Origin of the sequence: Paenibacillus sp. p3-SID867 (assembly GCF_025142895.1) — a bacterium.
Lineage (GTDB): Bacteria > Bacillota > Bacilli > Paenibacillales > Paenibacillaceae > Paenibacillus_AQ.
Map to the genome: position 1 here is coordinate 1 of NZ_JAMBDM010000042.1, position 18,995 is coordinate 18,995.

Consider the following 18,995-nt stretch of genomic DNA (forward strand, 5'->3'; position numbering starts at 1 on the left):
GGGAGACGTGGCGGCAGTCCTACCTTGCCATTCAGTCCCAGCCCTACGTAGGTGCCGAGGTGCACAGCGGATATATGGATGTCCTGCTGAATACGGGAGTGATCGGGCTGCTGCTTGTCCTTGTTCTGGTTAGCTTTATGGTGGCAAGGCTTATAACTGTGAGCTCCCGGCTCATGCCCGCTGTCCTTGTGCTGATCGTGCATGCGGCTGTGGATTTTGACTGGAGCTTTGGGCTGGTATGGCTGCTGCTGTTGTGGCTTACGGTAATGGGCTTCGCTACGACTCCTTCTGGTCGGGAAGTGCAAAACGAACCTCATACAACTCAAAGACGCAAACGGTTCAAAATAGGGAGGAAGCGGCTAGCTGTTTATAAAACGAAGCGGGAATATCCGCCGTTACAGTCGCTGTCACTGCTCCGGGTTACGGCGATCATTCTGCTCGCGGGCTGGGTTCTTCTCGCTGCTGCGCTGGGCATCAGCGAGGTCAAAGAGCGAAGGGCCGCTTCGGAACCGCCGGGAGCGCAAATAGCGCTCCTTCAATCCTCGTTAAAGTGGAACCCCGCCAACACGGAGGCAGCATTGAGCCTGGCGGATTGGCTTCCCCCAAGCCAGCGAATCCCGCTGCTGAAGCGAAGTTTGGTGTATGCACCGAATCACCCGGAGCTGAGCTGGAAGCTGGCAGAGGCTTACTCGCTTCGAGGCCAATCGGAAGAGGCGGCAGCTTGGTATCTAGCGGCCATCGATCGGGATCGGTTCAATGATGTCAAACAAACCCGAGCCGTGCTGAAGCTGGCTTCCCTCGCAGATTGGCACCGGACGGCAGGTGAATCCGTCAGATCGGTTAAAGCGGCCCGGACCGGGTTGAATATCTTGAAGCGCTATCGTTCCCTTGCGGCAAATCTTCATGAGATGGATTCTCATCGGAATGACCGGGAATTCGATCTGTCTATACTTGCGGTAAGGCAAACCACACGATTGGAAAAAACGTTGAATGGGGGAACACGAAAGCACGCGGCTAGGCAGCCTGAACAGGCAGATATCCCTTCCCGCCGCTAACGTGTGTAGCAGCCTATAGCGGCTTATCGCGTGCCTGCCCGTTCAGGATAGTTGCTAGTACAAGGAAGCGCAGTGTTATCCGCCGAAGGCATCCCGGAAGGCCGAGGCCAACTGACGTTCCGGAACCTCCCATAGCTCGGCCAGTTCGCCGCAGACTTCCTTTTCCCACCAGTCGCACAAAAGCTTCTTATTACTGTAGTTTTCGTGGATCCAGATCAAATTGCCGATCACCTTCCGGTAATACAATTCTTCGCCTTGCTTCAAGGATTCCGGAGGAAGGTACAGCTTGAGACGTTTGGTCGTGCGGTATAATTCTTTGCTGCAGGCCCGCCGTATACCGCGCGGGGAGGGGGGCTTGCTGCCCGGTTGTTTGGCATGGGGAGAATGCATGCGTAACTCACTCCTTTGCTTCACCATATGTCCCGGAACGGGCGAAAGTCACTGTGCCGCCTATAATTGGGCGCAGTAGAAGGCATGTCCTGAGCTGTGTTAGAATAGGCTAGTATAAGAAATCAACGCAGGAAGAAAGCGGGGGACAAGCGTGGAATTCTTATACGAGGCTGTAGCCAGGTTGTTTGAATGGATCCAGCAGCTGGGCTATTTTGGAATCATGATAGGTTTAATGGTGGAAGTCATTCCAAGCGAGATCGTACTTGCCTATGGCGGTTATCTGGTATCCCTAGGTGAAGTTAACTTTATCGGAGCCATGATTTTTGGCACTGTTGGCGGTGTGCTCGCACAGTTGTTTATTTATTGGATCGGCCGTTACGGAGGCAGGCCCTTTTTGGAGAAGTACGGGAAGTACATATTGATTAAGAAGAAGCATATCGATTACGCTGAAGAATGGTTCGGCAAGTATGGTACCGGCGTTATATTTACGGCACGGTTTGTACCGGTGGTACGGCATGCGATTTCCATACCGGCAGGCATATCCAAGATGCCTGTGGGAAGGTTTACGCTGTTGACCACCCTAGCCGTTATCCCATGGACGGCATTATTCTTATACCTCGGATTGCTTCTGGGCGATCAATGGGAGCATATTGACGAGAAGGCAGGGCCGTACGTGCAGGAAATTCTGCTGGGGGCATTGGCCGTCATGATTCTTTATTTTTTGATAAAATGGATAAAATCATCGAAGGCGAGGTCGAAATAACGAATGAGTATGAATATGGCAAATCATTTGGGGACAGGCATATCTCCACAGCAATTTATGGACGGCATGCAGAAGAACCAGGAGACGTTCAAGGCAGGATATGCACAGTTTGTCTGGGAGAGTGAAGAGGATAAAGAGTTTTTTGAAAGCCTCAATTTCAGGGATGATCTGCGGGTCCTCATTCTGGCAGCGGATTGGTGCGGCGATGTTGCGCGCAATATCCCTGTCGTATTTCGCGCGATGGAGACCGCGGGAATTGAGACGGAAGTGCTGATTATGGAAGAGAATCTGGACGTCATGGATCAGTTCCTGACCATGGGTGCCCGTTCCATTCCGGTTGTTATCATTTCGGATACCGGGGGACATGTTCTCGGCACGTGGGGACCGCGTCCGGCGCATGTTCAGAAGTTTATGATTGAGTTCAAGCAGAACAATCCGGATCGCGAAGCGTCGGACTATCAGGACAATCTTGCCGTCACGCGGCAAAGCATTCTTCAAGCCTACGGGGAAGGGTATGAGTTCCACGCTGCCATCATTAAGGAATTGCGTGAACTGATGTCAGGGTTCTAATCATGACACTTCATATTGAAACCTTTAATTTAGGACCGCTACAGACGAATGCGTATTTACTGACAGGACCTGTTGAAGGCAAAGCGATCATTATCGACCCTGGCATGAACCCGGGGCCGCTTGTGAAGCGAATAGCCGATTTGGAGATTGAAGCGATCCTGCTGACCCATGCGCATTTTGACCACATGGGGGGCGCTGAGGAGATCCGCAAGCTGAAGGGCTGTCCTGTTTACCTGCACACCCTGGAGAGTGAATGGCTGACCAATCCGAAGCTTAACGGCTCGATGATGTGGCCGCAGGTAACGGAACCGCTGTCCACCGAGCCGGCTGAGTACGATTTGGCGGATGGACTTGAGCTGCAGCTCATCGGACATACCTTCAGCGTCTTTCATACACCTGGACATTCCCCGGGAAGCGTAAGCTTCAAGTGTGGAAATGATCTGTTTTCCGGCGATGTGCTGTTCCGTCTCGGGGTTGGGCGAACGGACCTTCCTGGAGGCCGTGAACGTGATTTGATTGATTCCATTCAAAATACGCTGTATACCTTCCCGGATGAGGTCGTTGTGTATTCCGGCCATGGTCCTCGAACAACCATCGGTTATGAAAAGCAGCGGAATCCTTACGTTCCTGCCAGACGATAAGATAGCTTCCGACATAAATCGGGAAACTTTGTCTGGACAAACCTGGACAACATTGATACAATACGGTTAATTAATTGTTACCCTTGCGAAGCACGCAGACTGTGGAATTCATCCCGGTTTGCGTTCTTTTATTTTACAGGGAGTTTTTTTGGCATGGACGTGATTAGGGGGAAGCGCCAGTGAGGAAAGATCATCTATCGCTGTTGAACGGGAGTGTTACAAGAAGCGAAGCGATTGATCGACAACCGGAGTTCCACCGGCAGATTCAGACGGAAATATCCTCCGTTGTCTGGGACAGGCTGGTGAAGGATGAAGGGATCGCGCAGCAGCCATGGCATCATCGGCTGCAGGTTATACGATTTAATCAATAGATCGACATGCGAACATGACACCCTCATCATGAACTGAATGGATTCTTTCTATTGGAGAGGGCAGCCGATTTTTAGTCGGCTGCTTTTTTTTGAGTTTTTTACAGATATCGATGAATTTCTTACCGTCATGATAGGTTTTAATAATTGATATCATTCGGTACAGGATAAATATAAAACTCCATTTGAACGATTGGCTGTTGTTAATCGTATTACGTTTGGAATGCGAAAGAAGGTGATGATTTTTTCATGATCCCTGATGAAGAGGGTTTGATACAACAAGCGCAATTAGGAGATGCAGCGGCTATGGCGCTGCTGTTCAAGCAGCATTATTCCTTTCTTTATAAATATTTGCTAAAAGTGACGATGGACCCGATGGTTGCAGAGGATACTGCACAGGATACCATTGTTCGATGCATGGAGAATATGAACCGTTATAACGGGACTTCGTCCTTCTCCTCCTGGATGATTACCATTGCTACCCGGTTGTTCATCGATAGCACCCGGCGAAAGAAACGGGAGAAGAAATGGCTGGAGCAGGAGGCGGTTCAGTCGGCAAGGCGGATGCGCTGGCAGATGGAGCGGCGGGGAGAAGATTGGACGGATATGCTGAATGGATTATCCCGCTTATCTGAGGATCACCGGATTGCCATCCTGCTGAAGCATTATTACGGCTATAGCTATGATGAAATCGGAACGATGCTTGGTATTCCCGAAGGAACGGTGAAATCACGAACAGCCTATGGTATCAAACAGCTGCGAAAGGAGATGGGTGACGATGGTCAAAGGACCTGAGCATGAGGACGAAATATGGATTGAAGGATTTACCAAAGAAATGGAGCGGGTGGATCAATTGTTTGAGGATGCGCCATCCCCATCCCTGGAAGGATTGCATACGCTGGCCGTTCATACTTTGGAGCGCAAGCGGCGGCGGATGAAATACGAATTGCTGCTCTTTCTTCTGATTTCACTCTTTATCGTTGGTGGCGGATTGATGGCTGCCTTGGCGGCGCCGAAGATCCTACTGTTTATTCACGGGTTCGGCATGGTTGCCGGGATTTCCGTTCTTGTATTTTCCAAGAGTCTGAGATCTGCCGGAAAGAAGGGGATCTGATGAATGAAGTTAACGAGAGCCCGCTGGGAGTGATCATCCTTGCCGTTGTGCTTGTGCTGATTCAAGGGACATGGCTTTTCTTGGATGCGAGGAAGCGGGGGCTTGGCAAGATGGCTTGGTTTTGGGGGATATGGGGGTCTACGACAATGCCGATGCCGCTGCTCTTTTACTGGATATTCGTCATCCACAAAGATGACCGCAAGTCTTAAGTTTCTTCATTATATACGGAACATGGGGGATTATTATGGAAATTAATTGGGGATTGATCTGGCCGATTCTTGCACTGCAAGCCATTCTCGCAGTAACGGGGCTGATATCTTTGTTTCGGGAAGAGCCAGCAAACATACGTGGACCGAGATGGGTATGGGTGTTGATTATACTGCTGGGTAACCTTCTTGGCAGCGTTGCTTATTTTGTTGCAGGGAGGCGGGAAGCTTGACGGAAAAAATTTTAAACATTCATGAATTGACGAAAAGCATAGGAAGCATCACGCCGGTTAAGGGCATTTCATTTGAATTGCAGCGAGGAAGCTGTACGGCCCTGCTTGGTCCTAATGGTGCCGGCAAAACAACTACACTGCGGATGCTGGCCGGATTAATACCTCCAACCCGGGGTGAGATCCGATATGGTTCAGCCGATACGCAAACGAACGGCTGGCGTCACCGGATCGGTTACTTGCCTCAGTATCCGAAGTTTTACAGCTGGATGTCGGGCATGGAGTACTTGTCTTTCAGCGCCAAGCTGTCGGGATTATCTGGACGAGAGGCTAATAAGCGAAGTCGGGAAGTCATCGAAATGGTTGGCCTGGAGCAGGCGGCCAAACGCCGAATATCCGGTTACTCCGGCGGAATGAAGCAGCGGCTTGGCATTGCTCAAGCGCTGGTGCATAAGCCTGAGCTGATCATGCTGGACGAGCCGGTATCGGCGCTTGATCCGATCGGGCGTCGTGAGGTTATGGACCTGCTGGGCCGCTTGCGCGGGGAAGTCACCGTTCTGTTCTCAACCCATGTGCTTCACGATGCGGAGGAAATCTGCGATGACATGGTACTGATGGTAGACGGGGAAATTGCGGAGAAAGGGGCGCTTAGCGAACTTCGCACGAAATATCGCCAGCCGGTCCTATCGATTGAGGTTGAACCGGGGGAGCGGGAGGTTGCTTGGCTCGACAGTCTTGTGAACCGTCCTTATGTGCATGAGATCGAACTCGGCAAACGCGGCGCCAAGCTGATGGTGACGGATATGGATGTTGCACGGGCTGCTTTAATCAAGGAGCTTGCCGATGACGAAATCGAGCTGCTTCGTTTTGAAGCAGGCACGTCTTCGCTCGAGGATATGTTTATGAAGGTGGTGGGCTCATGAAGTCGTTCTGGATTTATTATCAAAAAGAAATGCTCGAGGCCAGCCGGACCTATAAATGGATTTGGGTGCCTGCAGTCTTCCTGCTTCTTGGCATTATGCAGCCGGTTTCCACCTATTATTTGCCGGATATCCTGACCATGGCCGGGGAATTGCCACCGGAAGCGGCGGCATTATTTACCGTCCCGTCCGCCGAGAATGTTATGGCATCAACCTTGAGCCAATTCAGCACCATCGGCCTGCTGGTGCTTGTGCTGGCGGGAATGAACACGGTAGCAGGGGAGCGAGCCACCGGCACGGCTGAGCTTGTTCTCGCCCGTTCGGTATCCACGATTCCCATGATGTCTGCCAAATGGGCCGCCTTGATGACGCTGCTGGTCGTTTCTTTTGCGATTGGACTTGGCGGTGCTGCATATTACACGTATCAGCTCATCGGTCCTTTGGAATGGGGATCGGTTACCAGCGGCGGGGGCTTATATGCTGTATGGCTGGCCTGGATCGTAACGCTTGTGCTGCCCCTCGGTGCCGTCCTTCGCGGGCCGGCTGCGGCCTTCATCAGCTTGGCAGTTGCTGGCGTACTTTCGCTCTTATCCGGTTTGCTGCCCTCCCGCGTTCTATGGAGCCCGGGTCGTTTAAGCAGCATGGCCGCTGAGCGAATTCTTGGCGCAGGGAGCAGCGCGTGGTCACCGATACTCGTTGCCATGCTGATTATGGCGGTGTCGATTATCGTTGCCGCGAGGCTGCTTAGAAGGAGTCCGCTGTCCCCGCAATCCTAGTTTTCATGGGAGATTCAGGTTTTATCTGAATCACATGGACATCTCTATCTTTTTTTAGTAGACTATGAAGACAAGAAAAACGTCATCGACGTACGTTATCAGAAGAGAGACCGTATTTAGCGGAAGTTTTTCTTGCGAGATAAGGATGATAAGCCTCTGAAGTTTATATTTTCTTATCTCTTAAAAAAGGATAGACAACTCAGGAGGTAGACGATGCTGCGTTTAGGGGAAAAGATTACAATCGTTGCGGACGCCTTTGAGCAGAATCTTCCAATCGGTCAATACGGTTATATCATCGCCTATGACCGAAATCCGGACAATGCGTTCGATTACGTCATTCGGATTCCGAGCCTCAACCGTAATTTTTTTGTTCCGGCAGATGATGTCGAGCTGGAATCAATCGTGTTGAAGCAGGAAGCTGAGCGGGTCGAGCGGGAAGCGCTCATCGATTTCGCCCTGTCGACATATAATGAGAAGCTGTTTCATCAAGTGATGAACGGCGAGTTGGAAAGTGTTGAAGAGGAAGAAGAAACCAAGGAAGCAATATCCCAGGCGGATTTCATCAAACAAGTGAATCTTCGTGCTTGGATTTAGAAGAGTCGGCTGAGGCCGACTCTTTTTTGATGGAATGGAAAAGTAGCTTCGAAGCAGCAAGCATCAAGCTGTTTGGATTGAATCTTGCATGCTTCTACAATATAATGAGAAAAGTTGTCGTGACAGACTTTACCCCTTTAACTGGATAGGGGCATGAAGGAGGATGCAAAGCCATGAGCATTACCGATAAGGATGTTCAGCATGTAGCGAAGCTGGCCCGTTTGAATTTGATGCCTGAAGAAGAGCAGATGTTTACCGGCCAACTGAATGCGATTTTACAATATGCCGAGAAGTTAAATGAATTGGATACAGAAGGTGTTGAGCCGACTACACACGTGCTTCATCTCAGCAATGTCATGAGAGAAGACGAGGTGCGCGAGAGCTTGCCTATCGAGAAGGTGCTGCTTAACGCACCGGATGAAGAAGACGATCAAATTAAAGTACCTGCTGTATTGGAATAGCCTGAAGGGAGGATACACACTTGAGTCTGTTTGATTACAAGTTAACGGAGATACATAATAAGCTGCAGAATAAGGAGCTTTCTGTAACCGATCTGGTTGACCAAGCTTTTACTCGTATTTCCGAACGTGAGGATCGGGTGAAGGCATTTATTACTTTGGACGAAGAAGGCGCTCGTACATCTGCCAAGGCTTTGGATGAGAGGCTGGCTTCAGAGGGAACGCGCGGACTGTTGTTCGGGCTTCCTGTCGGAATCAAGGATAATATCGTGACAGAAGGACTTCGCACCACATGCGCTAGTCAGTTTTTGTCCAATTTCACACCGGTTTATGATGCAACGGTTGTCGGTAAGCTACGTGCAGCGGATACGGTGACAATCGGCAAGCTGAACATGGACGAGTTTGCAATGGGAGGCTCCAATGAGAATTCCAGCTTCTATCCTGTGCGCAACCCATGGGATTTAGAGCGGGTACCTGGCGGATCAAGCGGCGGCTCGGCTGCGGCCGTAGCTGCAGGTGAAGCCTACTTTGCGCTGGGGTCGGATACAGGCGGCTCCATCAGGCAGCCTGCCTCTTATTGCGGTGTCGTGGGACTGAAACCAACCTATGGCCTCGTATCCCGGTTCGGCCTTGTTGCCTTTGCATCATCGCTGGATCAGATCGGACCTTTGACGAAAAATGTGGAAGATTCCGCTTATGTCCTGCAAGCCATTGCCGGTTACGATCCGATGGATTCGACATCTGCCAAAGTGGACGTGCCCGATTATCTGAGCGCATTATCCGGAGACGTTACCGGTCTTCGCATTGCTGTGCCTAAGGAATACCTGGGCGAGGGCGTTGACGCTGAAGTGAAGGAAACCGTCCTGAACGCACTGAAGGTGCTCGAAGCGCTGGGCGCTACCTGGGATGAAGTTTCCCTCCCGCATACCGACTATGCGGTAGCAACATATTATTTGCTCGCTTCTTCGGAAGCCTCTTCGAACCTGGCACGCTTTGACGGCGTGCGCTATGGCGTTCGTTCCGACAATGCAGGCAGCCTGATCGACCTGTATCATGAGTCCCGCAGCCAAGGCTTCGGCGATGAGGTGAAACGCCGCATCATGCTGGGTACCTATGCGCTTAGCTCGGGTTATTACGACGCCTATTATTTGAAGGCACAGAAAGCCCGTACACTTATCAAGCAGGACTTCGATAAAGTATTCGAGCAATATGATGTCATCATCGGACCTACAGCTCCGACTACGGCTTTTAAACTCGGAGCTCAGGTCGACGATCCGCTGACGATGTATTTGAATGATATCCTGACGATTCCTGTCAGCTTGGCAGGTGTGCCGGCAGTCAGTATTCCTTGCGGATTCGCGGACGGACTGCCTGTAGGTATGCAAATTATCGGCAAAGCCTTTGATGAGTCGACCGTACTGCGCGTCGCGCATGCCTATGAGCAAAATACTGAACACCACAAACGGCGGCCTGAACTGTAAACCGGCGGCAGAGAAGGAGGGAAACAATCGATGTCTACATCAAAATATGAAACGGTTATCGGATTGGAAGTGCACGTAGAGCTGCATACGAATTCGAAAATATTTTGCGGCTGCTCCACTGCGTTTGGAGCCCCGCCGAACACACATACATGTCCCATCTGTCTGGGCCATCCCGGCGTGCTGCCTGTATTAAACCGCCAGGCTGTGGAATATGCCATGAAGGCTGCGATGGCGCTGAACTGCACCATCGGCGATGTCAGCAAATTTGACCGCAAGAACTACTTCTACCCGGATTCCCCGAAAGCATACCAGATTTCCCAGTACGATCAGCCGATCGGTGAGAACGGCTGGATCGATATTGAGGTGGACGGAAAGACGAAGCGAATCGGGATAACCCGGCTCCATCTGGAGGAGGATGCCGGTAAACTCACGCACGTGGATGGCGGTTATGCCTCGCTGGTTGACTTTAACCGCGTAGGAACGCCGCTGGTTGAGATTGTGTCTGAGCCTGAGATCTCGACGCCGGAGGAAGCCAAAGCTTATTTGGAGAAAATGCGTGCGATTATGCAATACTGCGACGTATCGGACGTGAAGATGGAAGAGGGGTCGCTTCGCTGCGACGCTAACATCAGTCTTCGTCCATGGGGACAGAAGGAACTCGGCACGAAGGCCGAGCTGAAGAATATGAACTCCTTCCGCGGCGTACAGCGCGGCTTGGAATATGAGCAGTACCGGCAAACGGAAATTCTCGATGAGGGCGGCGTGATCGTACAGGAAACCCGCCGCTGGGACGAAGCGCAGGCAAAAACCTTCTCCATGCGCGGGAAGGAGCAGGCGCACGACTACCGTTATTTCCCGGACCCGGATCTGGTATCGGTGCATATTAGCGAAGAGTGGAAAGAGGCCGTTCGTGCGACGATTCCGGAGCTTCCGGATGCCCGTAAGGCACGTTATGCTTCGGAGTATGGATTGCCGGATTATGATGCTGCGGTCATCACGTCGTCCAAGCTGCTCGCCGACTTCTTCGAGGACAGCTTGAACTATACGAAGGATGCTAAATCCGTATCGAACTGGATCATGGGAGATTTGCTGGGTTATTTGAATTCGAACAATCTGGAGCTGTCTGAAGTGAAGATCACAGGCCAAGGCCTGGGCGAGATGATCGGATTGATCGAGAAGGGAACCATCAGCAGCAAAATCGCCAAAACCGTCTTCAAAGAGATGCTGGAGAGCGGCAAGCTGCCTGCGCAAATCGTTGAGGAGAAGGGCCTTGTCCAAATCAGCGATGAAGGTGCGATCAAGAGCATTGTCGAGCAGGTGGTTGCAAACAATCCGCAATCCGTGGAGGACTACAAAGCAGGTAAACAGAAAGCGATCGGCTTCCTGGTGGGTCAAGTGATGAAAGAGAGTAAGGGAAAAGCCAATCCTGCGCTGGCCAACAAACTGCTGGTTGAGGTGCTGAACGGATAATCAACGTGTATCCGTCATGTTCTTCGAATTGTTTTTTAGGTAATGGGAGCTTGCCCCGCATCAGGGGCAAGTTCCTTTTTAAGATATCGGAAAGTATAAACTTTCGGAGGGTCTGCTGCCTGATATCGCAAGAAAAACTACCGCTAAACGCGGTCTTTCTTCTTTTGAGAGCACATCGATAGACGCTTTTCTTATAATAACTTGGTCAGGGGATGAATATATGATAAGAGCATTATCTTTGGAGGATAGGGATACCGTCCAGCAGATATGGAGTCTGCAGCACATGGCGTACCCTTTGGAAGCTGAATTAATCGGATTCTCGGAAATCCCTCCGCTGCAGGATACCTTCGATACGATCCGTTCGAGCGGGGAAACCTTTTTTGGTTATATTAATGAAGAAGGCGATCTTATCGGAGCAATCGCAGTCGAGCCGGAACAGGAGCAGGTCACCATATCACGAATGATGGTCCATCCGGGTCATTTTCGCAAAGGGATCGCGGGGACATTAATCCGCCACGTGTTGGAATCCTATAAGGAGGCGCCCATGTTCGTAGTCTCAACAGGGACGCGCAATACGCCTGCGGTAACCTTGTATGAGAAATTCGGGTTTGTTAAAAATCACGCTTTTGAGGTTGCTCCGGGTGTGGAATTGACCGAGTTCCATCTTCATATACAATGAATGATAAAGCATAAGCGACTGAAGCAGACGTGAGGGGAGTATCGTTCTTTTGAATAATCCTTGGGTGATAGATAATGTATCCATTTTATTAAGATTGCTGCTGGCTATGCTGCTTGGCGGCTTGATCGGTTTTGAACGGGAACGTTCGAACCATGCTGCAGGACTGCGCACGCATATATTGGTATGTTTGGGTTCTACGCTTATTATGCTGTTATCCATTTACGGTTTCTCCGATTTTGTAGACGAAATTAACGTTCGGATTGATCCAGCGCGCTTGGCAACGGCCGTCATTACAGGGATCGGTTTCTTGGGTGCCGGTACCATTCTGTTTACAGGTAAATCCATTACCGGACTAACCACTGCTGCGTCCATCTGGGTTGTGGGGGCCGTGGGGTTAGCGATTGGGGCCGGCTTTTATTTTGCTTCGATCGTATCAACGGTGCTAATTCTACTTAATCTGGTTGTCTTCAATAAGCTGGAGCAGCGTTACATCCGCGGCAGCAAACTGCATCTGATTACTGTCCACGCAGCGAATACGCCGAATATTTTGGATGACATATCCGCTGTTCTGGAGGAACAGGAATTCGTGATCAAGAAGCTTATCGTTAACGAACGAAGCGGTGCGGCATACGGGGAGCTGCAGCCTGCGGTATTAGGCCTCGAAATCTCGCTGCAGGTCTTGACCGATCGCAAATTCGAACCGATGGAGATCACCCGGCAGTTGCGGGGAATCGGCCATGTAACGATGGTAACGGCTGAATAGGGTAGGGAATGAAGCATAACAAACGGCTACTGCTGAACCACCGGCGGTGCCGTTTTTTTGTAGCTTTGCCAGCTTTCTGCGGACGGTCTATCCAGTTTTTTGCCAGTTACTTCAGCTCCTTGTTGGGGTACTATCAAAGAAAACATCGTAAAACAACGCCTGTCCCAGGATGTTTGGAAGGAGGCGAGAAGGTTATGAATCCAACACCCGAACCACAAACCCAAGTCAGCAAGAAGAAACGGCATCAGGTCCAGGTTAGGCGACACCCGGGGCTGCAGCGAAAAAAGCGGAAATTATACGCACTTCTATTAGCCGCTCTCATTCCGGGTCTGGGTCATTTGTACCTCGGTATGTACCGTAAGGGGATAACATTTATAATGTTGCTGCTGCTGGACATATCGGCGCTTTTATATTTTTCTTCCATTGGAATGCAGATCAATGTACCGCTGCTTGTCGTTCTGGGTCTACTGATACCGGTGGGGTATTTTTATAACGTGTATGACGTGCTGCAGGCAGCGGAATATATTATTTCCCGAAAAAGACGCGGTGAGGCAGCGGCTGCTGCTTCCGAGGACGGATCAGGACGGAATCATCCGTTCCGGGGTGAGCGGGGAATCGCTTTTGGCCTCATGTTGGTTGTTACCGGGACGCTGCTCATTTTGTTTCACCAGAAGCCGCCTTGGCTGCAGGCAGGAATCCGCGATTATGGTGCGGAAGCCTCTGCTATCATGCTGATCGTTATCGGGATATGGGCGGGGATACGGGAAGCTCTCCGCCACCGAAGAGACAAGGGCAAATCCTTGTAACGCATACAGTGGTACGGTGATAACCGATGAGGGGAGGAGACGGATGAAACATAAAATTAGAGTGGGACGATATACAGCCGCCTTGTTGCTTGTATGCACGGGCATATTATTGCTGTTGGACGAGTGGAGAGGCACGGATTATATATTTATGCTCCAGCGCTGGTGGCCGTTGTTGTTTATCCTGTTCGGCGTTGAATATATAGTCAGGTACACGCTGTCGCGTCTCTTGGGCAGACGCAAAGAATTTCGGTTTCGGCCTGACTTGAGGGGGATTCTGCTGGCAGTGGCTGTTACGGCCTCCGTATTCGTCATTTCCCAGCAGGAGCATTTTCTCCATCTCTGGAATCGGGTGAGCCTGAATTTGACGGCAGCGGGAGTGGATTACAGCGAAGCTGAAGGTAACCGGTTCGAGAAGCCGATATTGGAGATTCCCGTTGAGCTTGAAACCGAGAAAATCATCGTCGATCACTTAAACGGGGACATCTCCATCACACGACAGGATGTAGACGATATCAAGGTGGAGACGGAAGTATGGATCGATCAGGAGCAGCCCGGTTTAGCCGAAGCGATCGCCGAGCAGTCGACGATCGAAGTGGGGGAAGGCAAGACGATTACGATTCGGTCCAAGGGGAAGGCCTATGGAGAATCGGGCAAACGGCAGCCCCGTATGAATGTGAACATCGCGGTTCCGGATGATCGACGATTCAATTTTGAGATACGGACGATGAACGGAGCCATAACCTTAAACCGCGTGGAAGCGATTGAGAATATTTTGCTGGAGAGCGGTAATGGACCGATTACGATGGATCGGATTTATGGAAATGTTACGGGCAAGACCTTAAATGGCGATATTACGGCGCGCGGCGTTACCGGTCATATTAAAATGTCTACTAACCGGGGGAATATGCTGGCTGTCGACATTACGGGCGAAACGGATTTGACCACGCAAGTGGGGAATATGACGGTAAAGCGAACGACCGATCATATCCGGGTTCAGACGAGAAACGGCAACATTCTGATCAGCGGGGTAGAGTCGCAATTAAGCGCTGAATCCCTCAATGGTGGAGTGGCTATACGTTCAACCCGTATTGGTGGCGATTGGAATGTGTATAGTGCGGTTGGAGAGATGAATCTTCACGTTCCGCTCGAGGGTGATTACAAGCTTGAAGGGACGATTAGCTATGGCAGAATTCTGACAACGCTGCCCAATCTTCTGATTGAACAGAAAACCATTTCCGGCGAATCCGGTACAGGCGAACATTCCATTCATATAGAGGGAAACAGCAATCTGAACATCTACCGAAGCTATCCGGAACAGGAGGAAGGCCGGAACAGCGGGGGCTGGACGCCTCTGCCGGATTGACAACATTCCAAGAAACGCCGTACAATGAAGTCTAAGAACGTTATAGGTTTTGTAAAAACCAGTTAAACTTAAAGGCGGTGGGCAACCATGGGAACGTCCGTACAGCATGCGCTGGAACAACTGAAAACGACCGGTGTCCGTATCACGCCGCAACGTCATGCAATTTTAACGTATCTGGTGGAATCTATGGGCCATCCGACAGCGGATGATATTTATCGGGCTCTAGAACCTAATTTTCCTAGTATGAGCGTAGCCACAGTATACAACAATCTAAAAATGTTTATTGAAGCCGGCATGGTGCGTGAGCTGACCTACGGGGACAACTCGAGTCGTTTCGACGCTAACGTATCGGATCATCATCATGTCATATGCCAGAGTTGCGGTAAAATTGAAGATTTCAGCTATCCGTCCCTTGAAGATGTTGGAATACAAGCGGAGAAAAGCACCGGATTTGAAGTAAAGGGACTACGAATGGAGCTGTATGGGCTCTGCAAGTCCTGCCAATAGACGCCGGTTGTTATAAATAAACGTGCGGAATGAACCATTCCACACGTTTTTATTTTTAAGGGCGCTATTCGGCGTCAAGGAGTTAGTAATGAGCGAGAGTGAAATGGGGGAGTAGTTTGGCAAGAAGAAGATATCGGGGAAAGAAGAGGCGCACGAGAGGGGGCTCTTTCTTTCTGGGGTTGTTGTTGGTCGCGGCTGGTGCTTGGTGGGTTGTCACCACATTATTTCCGAACCAGACCTATACCGTGCCGGATTGGCGTGGAATGGACAAGCCGATTTTTGTTCAGGGAGAGCTAAAGGAACAGCCTGCCCGGGGCTCCGGCGAAGAGCTGCTGCTGCCGATAACGGTTATTCAGGAGAGCGTGGATGCCAACATTCGTTATGAGGAAGAAACAGAATCCGTCCTTGTAACGACTTCGGAATCCGTATTACGCATGAAGATGGAGAGCACGAAGGGCGAGCTGAATGACAAGGCGGTTACCATTCCCTACGCACCTAAGCTGATTGACGGCATTGCCTATGTTCCGATTAAGCCGCTCAAACAGCATTATGGCGTGACCGTTCACGAAGACTCGGCGACAGGCGCCATTATTCTGATGCGTGCGGGGGATTCGATTCAGCTTGCCGAAACAGCACCCGGTAATCCTGAGGAAACCGTGGCTCTGCGTGAGAGCAGGGAGAAGAAGTCTCCGATTGTATTGGACATGCCGGCCGGTGAGCGGCTTCGCGTATGGCGTGAAGAAGAGGGGCGGTTATTCGTCCAGGCAGATAACGGGTATACGGGATATGTTCCCAAAGAGCAGGTTAAACTTGGGGACGTAAAGGAAATTCCGATGCTTGCGCAGACTCCTTCGCGGGCAGAGCTGGAATGGAAGAACAAGTCGGTCAATCTGGCATGGGAAGCTGTTTATAACAAAAATCCAAGCACAGATAGCATTGGCGAACTGCCCGGTGTCAATGTGGTCAGCCCGACCTGGTTCAGCATTGTGGATGGTGAAGGCACGGTCAAATCTAAAGCCGTTCAGCAGTATGTAAGCTGGGCCCATAACAGGAACATGGAGGTTTGGGGTCTGATGGACAACAGCTTCGATCCGGATATGACAACCGAGGCGCTGTCTACTTTTGATAGAAGATCGCATATTATCGAGCAGATGCTGGCTTATGCCAAACAATATAAACTCGACGGAATCAATATCGACTTTGAAAATGTTCATACCAAAGATAAGGATCATGTCGTTCAGTTCGTGAGGGAGATGAAGCCGCTGGCCAAAGCCAGAGGGCTTATCGTTTCCATTGATGTTACGCCAAAATCGAACAGCGAGATGTGGTCGCTCTTTCTCGATCGGAAACGACTCGGAGAGACGGTTGATTACATGATGGTGATGGCTTATGACGAGCACTGGGCCGCGAGTCCGAAAGCGGGATCCGTATCCTCGCTGCCATGGGCCGAGCAGTCGGTAAGGCGAATCATGGAAGAGGATGCGGTACCGTCATCCAAGCTGGTGTTGGGCGTACCGCTATATACACGGGTCTGGACGGAAACAAGCGAAGCGGGAGAGGCGAAGGTGTCCTCCAAAGCGATTGGCATGGAGAAGCTGCAGGCCTTGCTTAAGGAACAGAAGGTGAAAGGTACGCTTGATGCCGGTACAGGACAGAATTATGTCCAATTCACGGAGGGAGAATCCATCAAGAAAATATGGATGGAGGACGGCACTTCTCTGCAATCCCGAGTGAATATGGCCAAAAAGCTGAAGCTTGGCGGCATTGCTTCGTGGAACCGAAGTTTTGCCATTCCGGAAACCTGGCATGTTCTGAAGACGATACATGAATAAAGATTAGTAGGACTTATTTTCATATCATAATAAAGAACCCGGTTATCACGAGGATAACCGGGTTCTTTATATGTTTAAATCGTCTTACAGGTTGCAAATCCTATTGAGTAGCAGGTTTCTGCATATCACTTTAGGATCTGGTCTGCTGGGCTTCAAGCTCTTCTGCTGTGATGTTGGCCTGACTTGGATCCAGTGTCAAAATCGTATGGCAGAACATGCAGCGGTCGGTTTTACCCAACATCTTGGTCAATTTATTGCATTCCGGACACTGAATTTGGACAGCACTTGTGGATAGCATACCCGCCCAAAAGTAAATGCCGAGACTCCCCAGCATCATAATCAGGCCAAACACCAATCCGATTCCGGCAAATATTTTGCCTGCTTGGCCGAAGAATACGATTCCGGCTGTACCAAGCACCATAAGGCCCATACCCAGCATCGTCAGCAGCAATCCCCAAGTGCGGAAGGCGTTGATTTTTGCGTTCTTAAAGATCATGGCTCGAAAACTCCTGTCATTCAAATAGTTGTTTATGAAATAACGTGAACCGAGAAATGAAATCTTATATATTCGTTTATCGCCTTCATAAGATCTTATCTCCTAAAAGAAGGAACTTACATGGACATGTAGAATTACATTATAACTGAAATGGCTGAAATTCGCCAAGGAATGTATGGAGGGAAACGTGGAATTAACCAACTTTTCTTTTTACTATGGAAATACGGTTGATGAGGATGCTGTAGGGGCGATAGCATACCGTAATTCGGACAAAAGGCAGCAAGGATTGCTTGTTTACGATTTTGAGGTCAATATTGTTGTCGTGTATGACGGAACACCTGATGAGCCTCCCATCCAGCATTCTATTGTAGGCGGGGAACGCTGCCAGGTGATAAGCATCGGGCTGGACGATTTGCATCGGGAACTCCTGAGCGGCACACATAAAGTATTGATCAAATGCTTCCTAGAAGGAGATATCATAAAAGACGACCAAGATCGCCTGTCCAATCTGCGCCGTGATTTCCTCAGGTTTGCTGAACCGTTCCGGGAGCAAAAATTGTTTATTGGATTTGCCCACTTCTTACAAAAGTATATGGATGCCAAGATGCTCTTGAAGGAAGAGCGGGGCCTGGATGCTTACCATACTCTATTAGAAGGTCTGCATCATTGGGGACAGCTTGAACTGATCGAGCGGGGAATTCATCCGGAATCGGCTGTTTGGGAGCAGATTACAGGATTGAACACACCCGTCCGCAAATTATATGAAGAACTTACGGTCAGTACGGAAACGCTCGGCCAGCGAGTGGAGCTGGCCCTGCTGGCCTATGAATTCTCTATGATATCCAAGCTGGAGAGCTCAGCAGCGCTGCTGCTCCGCGTTTTAAGAAGCCGACGGAATCCCTGGACGATACAGGAGCTTATTCTCCACCCTGAGCTGGCACCTGTATCCAAGGAACTGCCGATCGTGATGCGCAAGCTGGTCTATCAATCGCTTGTGAAGGAAGTTCCGATGTGGGGAGGAGTTCGGTCTTACGGAACAGAAGCCATTCGGTACTACACCGACTAAGGAAGGACGCAAGTCCTTCTTTTTTTGTGCCGAAGTATTGGATATAACGGTTATAAAACAGCGTCTCAGGAAACAGTATCTAACGATAGTGTGGATAATAGGATGTATCAGTCATGCAAATATGTGTCAGAACGCTTGTTACAAGAATCCCGAAAAAAATTTGGCGAATCATGTTGACGAGCCACCTGTTTCTGTGATAAATTATAACTCGCCCCTTCGAAAGGGACTTTGATAATTCGGTTAAGGAAATGTCGAATTAAAAAGTTTTCAAAAAAAGTTCTTGACGAAACGATGGGCACCATGATATATTATAAAGGTCGCCGCTGAAAATGAGTTTTCGGCGAAAGACAAAGAAGTTGATCTTTGAAAACTGAACAACGAGTGAGTAAAACGAACCACTTTGGTGGGACGTTGAAATAGAGAATTGAACAAATTCTCGTCAGTTAA

23 protein-coding genes and 1 pseudogene are annotated in these 18,995 nt (G+C 50.1%); 22 read left to right on the forward strand and 2 right to left on the reverse strand.

The features are described 5' to 3' along the window. A pseudogene (locus tag M4D81_RS34125) lies at positions 1–1,055 on the forward strand (O-antigen ligase family protein); the annotation flags it as partial. Positions 1,056–1,130: 75 nt separating this feature from the next. Here M4D81_RS34125 and M4D81_RS34130 read toward each other — a convergent pair. Beyond that, positions 1,131–1,445, reverse strand: coding sequence for a hypothetical protein (locus tag M4D81_RS34130; protein WP_071219599.1), 315 nt, complete (start codon positions 1,443–1,445; stop codon positions 1,131–1,133). 151 nt (positions 1,446–1,596) lie between these two features. On the opposite strand from M4D81_RS34130, the gene uptA reads away from it, so the two are divergent. From uptA to M4D81_RS34230, 20 genes are all read left to right on the forward strand, one after another. Further along, positions 1,597–2,208 carry an undecaprenyl phosphate transporter UptA gene (uptA, locus tag M4D81_RS34135; RefSeq protein WP_071219598.1) on the forward strand — a complete coding sequence of 204 codons (612 nt, stop codon included), beginning with the start codon at positions 1,597–1,599 and terminating at the stop codon, positions 2,206–2,208. Between the two features lie 3 nt (positions 2,209–2,211). Then, positions 2,212–2,778 (forward strand): thioredoxin family protein, encoded by a 567-nt coding sequence (locus M4D81_RS34140; protein WP_260069632.1) that lies wholly within the window; start codon positions 2,212–2,214, stop codon positions 2,776–2,778. Between the two features lie 2 nt (positions 2,779–2,780). Continuing rightward, positions 2,781–3,419, forward strand: a complete 639-nt coding sequence (locus M4D81_RS34145) for an MBL fold metallo-hydrolase (protein ID WP_260069633.1) — start codon at positions 2,781–2,783, stop codon at positions 3,417–3,419. Positions 3,420–3,598: 179 nt separating this feature from the next. Next, positions 3,599–3,790 (forward strand): hypothetical protein, encoded by a 192-nt coding sequence (locus M4D81_RS34150; protein ID WP_071219595.1) that lies wholly within the window; start codon positions 3,599–3,601, stop codon positions 3,788–3,790. 246 nt (positions 3,791–4,036) lie between these two features. Beyond that, positions 4,037–4,582 (forward strand): RNA polymerase sigma factor SigY, encoded by a 546-nt coding sequence (gene sigY / locus M4D81_RS34155; RefSeq protein ID WP_194544576.1) that lies wholly within the window; start codon positions 4,037–4,039, stop codon positions 4,580–4,582. Next, on the forward strand, positions 4,566–4,901 hold the full coding sequence (locus M4D81_RS34160; RefSeq protein ID WP_071219593.1) for a YxlC family protein: 336 nt from the start codon (positions 4,566–4,568) through the stop codon (positions 4,899–4,901). Before sigY ends, M4D81_RS34160 begins: the two co-directional genes overlap by 17 nt. Continuing rightward, positions 4,901–5,110 (forward strand): hypothetical protein, encoded by a 210-nt coding sequence (locus M4D81_RS34165; RefSeq protein ID WP_071219592.1) that lies wholly within the window; start codon positions 4,901–4,903, stop codon positions 5,108–5,110. Before M4D81_RS34160 ends, M4D81_RS34165 begins: the two co-directional genes overlap by 1 nt. 35 nt (positions 5,111–5,145) lie before the next feature. After that, on the forward strand, positions 5,146–5,340 hold the full coding sequence (locus M4D81_RS34170) for a PLDc N-terminal domain-containing protein (protein WP_260069634.1): 195 nt from the start codon (positions 5,146–5,148) through the stop codon (positions 5,338–5,340). Next, entirely contained in the window at positions 5,337–6,260 is a 924-nt protein-coding gene (locus M4D81_RS34175; RefSeq protein WP_260069635.1) for an ABC transporter ATP-binding protein, read from the forward strand. The genes M4D81_RS34170 and M4D81_RS34175 overlap by 4 nt, the downstream gene beginning before the upstream one ends. Next, entirely contained in the window at positions 6,257–7,033 is a 777-nt protein-coding gene (locus M4D81_RS34180) for an ABC transporter permease subunit (protein ID WP_071219589.1), read from the forward strand. The genes M4D81_RS34175 and M4D81_RS34180 overlap by 4 nt, the downstream gene beginning before the upstream one ends. A gap of 213 nt (positions 7,034–7,246) precedes the next feature. Continuing rightward, entirely contained in the window at positions 7,247–7,627 is a 381-nt protein-coding gene (locus tag M4D81_RS34185) for an ATPase (RefSeq protein ID WP_071219588.1), read from the forward strand. Between the two features lie 173 nt (positions 7,628–7,800). Next, entirely contained in the window at positions 7,801–8,088 is a 288-nt protein-coding gene (gene gatC, locus M4D81_RS34190; RefSeq protein WP_260069636.1) for an Asp-tRNA(Asn)/Glu-tRNA(Gln) amidotransferase subunit GatC, read from the forward strand. A gap of 20 nt (positions 8,089–8,108) precedes the next feature. Beyond that, entirely contained in the window at positions 8,109–9,566 is a 1,458-nt protein-coding gene (gatA, locus tag M4D81_RS34195; protein WP_260069637.1) for an Asp-tRNA(Asn)/Glu-tRNA(Gln) amidotransferase subunit GatA, read from the forward strand. A gap of 30 nt (positions 9,567–9,596) precedes the next feature. Beyond that, positions 9,597–11,036, forward strand: coding sequence for an Asp-tRNA(Asn)/Glu-tRNA(Gln) amidotransferase subunit GatB (gene gatB / locus M4D81_RS34200; RefSeq protein WP_071219585.1), 1,440 nt, complete (start codon positions 9,597–9,599; stop codon positions 11,034–11,036). Between the two features lie 220 nt (positions 11,037–11,256). Beyond that, positions 11,257–11,715, forward strand: coding sequence for a GNAT family N-acetyltransferase (locus M4D81_RS34205; RefSeq protein ID WP_071219584.1), 459 nt, complete (start codon positions 11,257–11,259; stop codon positions 11,713–11,715). 49 nt (positions 11,716–11,764) lie between these two features. Beyond that, positions 11,765–12,478 (forward strand): MgtC/SapB family protein, encoded by a 714-nt coding sequence (locus M4D81_RS34210; RefSeq protein ID WP_071219583.1) that lies wholly within the window; start codon positions 11,765–11,767, stop codon positions 12,476–12,478. Between the two features lie 194 nt (positions 12,479–12,672). Further along, entirely contained in the window at positions 12,673–13,284 is a 612-nt protein-coding gene (locus M4D81_RS34215; RefSeq protein WP_260069638.1) for a hypothetical protein, read from the forward strand. A 43-nt stretch (positions 13,285–13,327) separates the two neighbouring features. Then, complete coding sequence (locus M4D81_RS34220; protein ID WP_260069639.1) at positions 13,328–14,647, forward strand: DUF4097 family beta strand repeat-containing protein; 1,320 nt, start codon at positions 13,328–13,330, stop codon at positions 14,645–14,647. A gap of 87 nt (positions 14,648–14,734) precedes the next feature. Beyond that, complete coding sequence (gene perR / locus M4D81_RS34225; protein ID WP_071219580.1) at positions 14,735–15,154, forward strand: peroxide-responsive transcriptional repressor PerR; 420 nt, start codon at positions 14,735–14,737, stop codon at positions 15,152–15,154. Positions 15,155–15,270: 116 nt separating this feature from the next. Then, complete coding sequence (locus M4D81_RS34230; protein ID WP_260069640.1) at positions 15,271–16,986, forward strand: glycosyl hydrolase family 18 protein; 1,716 nt, start codon at positions 15,271–15,273, stop codon at positions 16,984–16,986. Positions 16,987–17,116: 130 nt separating this feature from the next. On the opposite strand, the gene M4D81_RS34235 is transcribed toward M4D81_RS34230, so the two are convergent. Continuing rightward, positions 17,117–17,482: a YgzB family protein gene (locus tag M4D81_RS34235; RefSeq protein ID WP_071219578.1), complete on the reverse strand. Its 366-nt coding sequence runs from the start codon at positions 17,480–17,482 to the stop codon at positions 17,117–17,119. Positions 17,483–17,669: 187 nt separating this feature from the next. On the opposite strand from M4D81_RS34235, the gene M4D81_RS34240 reads away from it, so the two are divergent. Then, positions 17,670–18,548, forward strand: coding sequence for a nucleotidyltransferase-like protein (locus M4D81_RS34240; protein ID WP_260069641.1), 879 nt, complete (start codon positions 17,670–17,672; stop codon positions 18,546–18,548). The last annotated feature ends 447 nt before the right edge of the window (positions 18,549–18,995 follow it).

Excerpts from the sequence above, each read along its gene's own strand:
- M4D81_RS34165 (WP_071219592.1), top strand. The coding sequence starts at position 4,901 with ATGAATGAAGTTAACGAGAGCCCGCTGGGAGTGATCATCCTTGCCGTT.
- M4D81_RS34160 (WP_071219593.1), top strand. The coding sequence starts at position 4,566 with ATGGTCAAAGGACCTGAGCATGAGGACGAAATATGGATTGAAGGATTT.
- M4D81_RS34205 (WP_071219584.1), top strand. The coding sequence starts at position 11,257 with ATGATAAGAGCATTATCTTTGGAGGATAGGGATACCGTCCAGCAGATA.
- M4D81_RS34220 (WP_260069639.1), top strand. The coding sequence starts at position 13,328 with ATGAAACATAAAATTAGAGTGGGACGATATACAGCCGCCTTGTTGCTT.
- M4D81_RS34170 (WP_260069634.1), top strand. The coding sequence starts at position 5,146 with ATGGAAATTAATTGGGGATTGATCTGGCCGATTCTTGCACTGCAAGCC.
- M4D81_RS34235 (WP_071219578.1), bottom strand. The coding sequence starts at position 17,482 with ATGATCTTTAAGAACGCAAAAATCAACGCCTTCCGCACTTGGGGATTG.
- M4D81_RS34180 (WP_071219589.1), top strand. The coding sequence starts at position 6,257 with ATGAAGTCGTTCTGGATTTATTATCAAAAAGAAATGCTCGAGGCCAGC.
- M4D81_RS34130 (WP_071219599.1), bottom strand. The coding sequence starts at position 1,445 with ATGCATTCTCCCCATGCCAAACAACCGGGCAGCAAGCCCCCCTCCCCG.
- gatC (WP_260069636.1), top strand. The coding sequence starts at position 7,801 with ATGAGCATTACCGATAAGGATGTTCAGCATGTAGCGAAGCTGGCCCGT.
- M4D81_RS34185 (WP_071219588.1), top strand. The coding sequence starts at position 7,247 with ATGCTGCGTTTAGGGGAAAAGATTACAATCGTTGCGGACGCCTTTGAG.
- perR (WP_071219580.1), top strand. The coding sequence starts at position 14,735 with ATGGGAACGTCCGTACAGCATGCGCTGGAACAACTGAAAACGACCGGT.
- M4D81_RS34215 (WP_260069638.1), top strand. The coding sequence starts at position 12,673 with ATGAATCCAACACCCGAACCACAAACCCAAGTCAGCAAGAAGAAACGG.
- M4D81_RS34145 (WP_260069633.1), top strand. The coding sequence starts at position 2,781 with ATGACACTTCATATTGAAACCTTTAATTTAGGACCGCTACAGACGAAT.
- M4D81_RS34140 (WP_260069632.1), top strand. The coding sequence starts at position 2,212 with ATGAGTATGAATATGGCAAATCATTTGGGGACAGGCATATCTCCACAG.
- gatB (WP_071219585.1), top strand. The coding sequence starts at position 9,597 with ATGTCTACATCAAAATATGAAACGGTTATCGGATTGGAAGTGCACGTA.
- sigY (WP_194544576.1), top strand. The coding sequence starts at position 4,037 with ATGATCCCTGATGAAGAGGGTTTGATACAACAAGCGCAATTAGGAGAT.